This window comes from Persicitalea sp. (assembly GCF_041751555.1).
Classification (GTDB): domain Bacteria; phylum Bacteroidota; class Bacteroidia; order Cytophagales; family Spirosomataceae; genus Persicitalea.
In genome coordinates this window covers 1-6279 of sequence record NZ_JBGSXF010000673.1, presented here as the reverse complement: position 1 = coordinate 6279, position 6279 = coordinate 1, and the positions used below count along the sequence as shown (strand labels likewise).

Here is a 6279-nt window from a genome sequence, read left to right as displayed (position 1 = left end):
CTTTCCGGCCCAATCCTTGCATACCACCAAGAAAAGATTTTATTTTGCGGGTCAAATTTGAAAATGTACCATGTCAGTAATTAACAAGATTAGAGAAAACTCCGGTTGGGCCGTGGGGCTTATCGGTATCAGTATTACCCTTTTCGTGCTGGGCGACCTCTTCGGCAACAACACGCTTTTCGGCGGCGGCAACAATCAGACGCTCGGGGAAATAGACGGAAAAGAAATAAACATCCAGGATTTCCAGGGACGAATGGACGTGATGCGTCAGAACTACGAAGCCCAAACGGGCCGCGCGGCGGGCGAGCAAGAACTCACCGCACTACGCGAGCAGGCCTGGAACCAGATGATTATCGACATCGCCTACAAAAAGCAGTACGATAATCTGGGCCTGACTGTCACGGACGAGGAAAAGACGGACATGGTGCAGGGTAACCACATCAGCCCCGCCATTCAGCAGGCATTTGCCAACCCTACGACGGGTGCTTTCGACAAGAGCGCGGTGGTCAACTACCTCAAAAACCTGAAAACCCTACCGCTGCCTCAACAACAGTCGTGGGCCGATTTTGAAAAAAACCTCTACGCGGATCGTCTGCGCCAGAAGTACGAGGGAATTGTCCAAATGTCTTCGTACGTGACCAAGGCCGAGGCTGAGAAGGAATACATGGCCCAGAATACGAAGGCCAATTTGCGCTACCTGTACGTGCCTTTCTACTCCATGCCCGACACGACCATCAAGGTTACCGACTCGCAGTTGTCGTCGTACCTCAAGGACCATAAGGACGAATACAAGGGCATAGACACCCGTACGGTTCAGTACGTAACCTTCCCTGTGGTACCTAACCCGGAGGACAGCGCGACGCTCAATACCGAGATCAAGGACATGGCCCGCGGGCTGGCTTCTGCTGCCAACGACTCGGCCTACGCCCGCATGAACTCGGATATTGCTATGCCAACGACGATGTCCTACGCCAACATGAGCGACCAGTTGAAGGAAGCTGTCAAGGAGTTTGTTCCCGGCGGCGTGTACGGACCCTATCGTGAAGGCGACACGTATTTTATTTATAAATACGGTGGTACCCGGAAAGATTCGCTATCGACCGTTCGTGCCAGCCACATTCTGGTCAGTTTCGAAAATCCCACCGACTCCGCCAAATCCGCTGCTCGGCAAAAGGCCGAAGGTATCCTGAGCCAACTTCGCGGCGGAGCCAGTTTCGAAGCCCTCGCCGCTACCAACAGCACCGACCAGCAATCGGCGCAGCGTGGCGGTGATCTGGGGTACTTTCAGAACAACGGCGGCATGGTGAAGCCTTTTGAGGACGCGGTTTTCTCCCATAACGGCACCGGACTGATCCCCCGCCTGGTGGAAAGCCAGTTTGGGTACCACATTATAAAAGTGACCGACGCCAAGTCTAATACGCTCTACCGCCTGGCGACTATCGCCAAGACCATCGCGCCCAGCCAGGCTACGCGCGACGATGCCTACCGCAAAGCCGACCAGTTTGCCGCTTCGGTCGAGAGCAAAGAAGAATTCGACGCAGCCGTGGCTAAGGATAAGTCGCTGGTGATTGCCACCGCGACGCGCATTCCCGAAAATTCCAGCAACGTCAACGCCATTCAGAATGCCCGCGAGATAGTTCGCTGGGCCTTCAATGATAAAACGGGTCTGAATAAAGTCTCGCAGGTATTCGAAACCGACGACCAGTACGTCGTAGCGGTACTTACCGGAAAAACGGAGGCCGACGACATAAAGGTGGACGACTTCCGCGACGAACTTACCGCCAAAGTACGTAATCAACTCAAGGCAGAGCAGATCATTGATAAGCTGGGTACTGTGAACGACCTGGATGACGCCGCCAAGAAGTACGGGGCTGGTGCTTTGGTAGAAACCGCCGAAGATATTACACTGGCTACGGGCCTACTAAGTTCAGCGGGCTTCGATCCTTACGCTTTGGGCAAAGGATTTGGCCTAAAAAAGGGCCAGAAGACCAATCCTTTCCCCGGCGAGAACGGGGTGTTCGTGATGGAGCAGCTCAGCAAAACTGCCGCTCCCCAGATCGCCGACTACACACCTTACAAATCGCAAATCCAGCAAAACATCGAGAGCCGGGCCAGCTTTCTGCTCAATGAGGCCGTGCGCGACAACGCCAACATTGTCGATCGCCGCGCCAAGTTTTTCTAGTAGATGTTTTGTTTGAAGGGCTTTATTGAAGAAGGCCGGAGCCAACCACGCCCCGGTCTTTTTTTATTAAATGAAGGGTAGTTTTTCTTTAAAATGTCATTCTTACACTTTAAAAGAAATCTAATAACCGTTAAGACGGCCCTGTCATATCTCATAATTCATATCTCATAATCAAAAATGGACATTCTCTTAGGCGATCGCGAATACTTCAAAGGCGTCGGACAAATCAAATACGAAGGCCCCGAAACTGACAACCCACTGGCTTTCCGCTGGTATGACGAAAATCGCGAGGTAGGCGGCAAGACCATGAAGGAACACCTGCGTTTCGCAGTGGCCTACTGGCACACCTTCTGCGGCTCGGGTCTTGATCCTTTCGGCGGACAGACGCTGTTTTATCCCTGGGACGAAAAAAGTGATCCCGTCGCGCGGGCTAAGGACAAAGCCGACGCGGCTTTTGAATTTATCACCAAAATCGGTGCGCCCTACTACTGCTTCCACGACCTGGATGTAGTGGACTACGGCAACGATGTGCAGGAAAACGAGGGACGCCTGAAAACGCTCACCAACTACCTCAAGCAAAAGCAAGCCGACAGCGGCGCGAAACTGTTGTGGGGAACCGCCAACCTTTTCAGCCACGAGCGCTACATGAACGGAGCGTCCACCAACCCGGACTTCGCGGTAACGGCCCAGGCCGGGGCGCAGATCAAGATGGCACTGGACGCGACCATCGCGTTGGGTGGTGAGAACTACGTGTTCTGGGGTGGCCGTGAAGGATATATGACACTACTCAACACCGACATGAAGCGCGAGCAGGAACATTTTGCCCAAATGCTGAAACTAGCCGTGACTTACGCCCGCAATAATGGTTTCAAGGGCAAGTTCTTCATCGAACCCAAGCCCTGCGAACCCACCAAGCACCAGTATGATTACGACGCGGCTACAGTTATCGGCTTTCTGCGGCAGTATGATTTGCTGGAAGATTTCTCGCTGAACCTGGAAGTAAACCACGCCACGCTGGCCGGCCACACGTTCCAGCATGAGCTGCAAGTTGCCGCTGATGCGGGGCTGCTCGGTTCCATCGACGCCAACCGTGGCGACTACCAGAACGGCTGGGATACCGACCAATTCCCTAACGACCTCATGGAGTGGACGCAGGCTATGCTCATCATCCTCGATGCGGGCGGACTGGCGGGCGGCGGAATTAACTTCGACGCCAAGCGCCGCCGCAACTCGACCGACGTGGAAGATATTTTCCATGCCCATATCGGCGGTATGGATGTCGTGGCCCGCGCCCTGCTTGTCGCCGACAAAATCACCCAAAACGGCGAGTACCATAAAATTCGCAAGGATCGTTACTCCAGCTTTGATAGCGGCAATGGCGCCGAATTCGAAAAAGGAAATTTTCGATTGGAAGACCTCTTTAAACTAGCCGCTGGAAGCGAAGAACCCGCTACCATCTCCGGTCGGCAGGAGTATTTGGAGAATGTGATTAACAGGTTCATTTGATTTCGTTCACGGTTCGCCGATGGGTCAGCCGCTGCTGAGGGGTATCGGTTCATTCAGCGTAGTTTTGGTTACGTCGTTTTTTCGTCGCTGGCTGCCGCCCGCGAAACGCGATAAATCGGCGTCTCTACAATACTTTAAACTTTAAACCTTAAACTCATTTGAGCTTACTAACCGTAGGATCCGTGGCGTTCGACGCCCTCGAAACGCCTTTTGGCAAAACGGACAAAATCATCGGCGGCGCCGCCACGTACATCACGCTGGCCGCTTCGTATTTTACTAAGAAAAATAACCTGGTCGCCGTCGTTGGCGGCGATTTTCCACAGGAAATGATCGATGTGCTCGTGTCACACGGCATCGACACGGAAGGTTTGCAGATCAAGCAAGACGGCAAGACCTTCTTCTGGTCGGGAAAGTACCACGAGGACATGAACACCCGCGATACGGTGGACGTGCAACTCAACGTGATGGCCGATTTCGATCCGGTCATTCCGGCTTCGTACCAGGGCTGCGAGTACCTGATGCTGGGCAACACGGCTCCGGCCATTCAGAAATTGGTGCTGGAGCGTATGGAAAGGCGCCCCAAACTGGTTATGCTCGATACTATGAATTTCTGGATGGACATCGCGATGCCCGATCTGGAAGCTGTGCTGCCGCTCATCGACTTGCTCACGATCAACGACGAGGAAGCGCGTATGCTTTCGGGCGAGTACTCGCTGCGTAAGGCGGCGAAAGTCATTATGGACAAAGGACCTAAAACGCTGGTCATCAAAAAAGGCGAGCACGGCGCGCTGCTTTTCCAGGACGACCGTATTTTCTTCGCTCCCGCCCTGCCGCTGGAAGAAGTCTTCGATCCAACGGGCGCGGGCGATACCTTCGCGGGAGGCTTCATCGGCTACTTGACCCAAACGGACGACATTTCGTTCGAAAATATGAAACGGGCCATCATCTACGGATCGGCCATGGCGTCGTTCTGCGTCGAGAAGTTTGGTAGCGAGCGGCTGGTCAATCTAACCCAAGAAGAAATCACTGGGCGGGTCAAGGAATTCGTGCAGTTGGCGAGCTTCGAGATTAAATGAAAAAACGCATTGCCATATTAGGTTCGACAGGTTCCATCGGGACGCAGGCACTGGAAGTCGTGGCGGCGCATCCTGCTGCTTTTTCGGTTTCGGTACTGACGGCACAGAGCAATGCCGATTTACTGATTGAGCAGGCGGTGCAGTTTCGTCCGTCAGTGGTAATAATTGGTAATGAAAAGCTTCGCTCGAAAGTAGATTTGGCGCTTTCGCCCTTGGGAATCAAGGTGTACGCGGGCGAAGAAGCACTGGCGTCGGTTGTGGAGTCAGACGACATCGACATGGTGCTGACAGCTTTGGTGGGTTACTCTGGCCTACTGCCTACAATGCGGGCGATCGAGGCGGGGAAAGACATCGCGCTGGCGAACAAGGAAACGCTCGTCGTGGCGGGCGAACTGATTACCGCTCTTGCCAGGAAACACAAAGTTGCCCTCCTACCCGTGGACTCCGAGCATTCGGCTATTTTCCAGTGTTTGGTTGGGGAAAAGCAAAACCCGATCGAGAAAATAATCCTGACGGCCTCAGGCGGGCCATTCCGGGGAAAGGATCGCGCTTTTCTGGCCACCGTCACTAAGGCACAGGCCCTGAAACACCCCAACTGGACTATGGGCGCAAAGATTACGATCGACTCGGCCACCCTGATGAACAAGGGGCTGGAAGTGATCGAGGCGAAGTGGCTGTTCGACCTCGCGCCCGACCAAATCGACGTTGTGGTGCATCCGCAAAGTATCATTCATTCGATGGTGCAGTTCGAGGACGGCAGCATCAAGGCCCAAATGGGCTTGCCCGACATGCGGTTGCCGATTCAGTATGCGTTGGGCTACCCCCGCCGTTTGCAAGCCGACTTTCCCCGCTTCGACTTTACGCAATACCCTTCCCTCACTTTTGAGAAACCTGATACCGACACCTTCCGTAACCTGCCGCTGGCCTTCGAGGCCCTGGCGAAAGGTGGCAACCTGCCCTGTGTCATCAACGCCGCCAACGAGGTGGCGGTGGCCGCTTTCCTGAACGACGAAATTGGTTTTTTGGAAATCTCCGAAGTCATTGAGAACTGCGCCGCTAAGGTTTCTTTCGTACACAATCCTGATTACGCCGACTACGTAGCGAGCGACACCGAAGCCCGGCGCGTAGCGGCGGAGCTAGTCCACGCGATCGTATGAGTCGTATCCTGTTGCTCAAGTACCTTTCCGTCGTCCTGTCTGCGGCGCTCAAATTCGTCGCCGGGCCACTCACGGGCTTAGCGCTGGGACTGACCTGGTACGAGGCTGCCCTTTGTTCGGCAGTGGGCATGATGGTCAGCGTCTTGCTGTTTACCTACGTCGGCAAGGGCATTCAGGAATTGATAAAGCGCTGGCGAAAAGCGCCGCCCAAGCGTTTCACTAAATCCAGCCGCATGGCCGTACGTATTTGGAAGCGGTTCGGTATCATCGGCATCGCCGTTCTTACCCCGCTGCTCTTTACGCCCATTGGCGGCACAATCATCGCGGTGGCCTTCCGCGTGCCAAGGCGGGAAATCTT

At 54.3% G+C, this 6279-nt stretch carries 5 protein-coding genes; all 5 read left to right on the top strand.

All coding sequences use genetic code 11. The features are described from left to right. Positions 1 to 70 precede the first annotated feature (70 nt). Positions 71 to 2182, top strand: coding sequence for a peptidylprolyl isomerase (locus ACEW8P_RS23800; RefSeq protein ID WP_373515560.1), 2112 nt, complete (start codon positions 71 to 73; stop codon positions 2180 to 2182). A gap of 177 nt (positions 2183 to 2359) precedes the next feature. After that, positions 2360 to 3688, top strand: a complete 1329-nt coding sequence (gene xylA / locus ACEW8P_RS23795; RefSeq protein WP_373515559.1) for a xylose isomerase — start codon at positions 2360 to 2362, stop codon at positions 3686 to 3688. Between the two features lie 158 nt (positions 3689 to 3846). Beyond that, positions 3847 to 4764, top strand: a complete 918-nt coding sequence (locus ACEW8P_RS23790; protein WP_373515558.1) for a PfkB family carbohydrate kinase — start codon at positions 3847 to 3849, stop codon at positions 4762 to 4764. Then, positions 4761 to 5921, top strand: coding sequence for a 1-deoxy-D-xylulose-5-phosphate reductoisomerase (locus ACEW8P_RS23785; protein WP_373515557.1), 1161 nt, complete (start codon positions 4761 to 4763; stop codon positions 5919 to 5921). The genes ACEW8P_RS23790 and ACEW8P_RS23785 overlap by 4 nt, the downstream gene beginning before the upstream one ends. After that, a partial coding sequence (locus ACEW8P_RS23780; protein WP_373515556.1) for a hypothetical protein occupies positions 5918 to 6279 on the top strand: 362 nt, incomplete at its 3' end. The genes ACEW8P_RS23785 and ACEW8P_RS23780, both read left to right, overlap by 4 nt.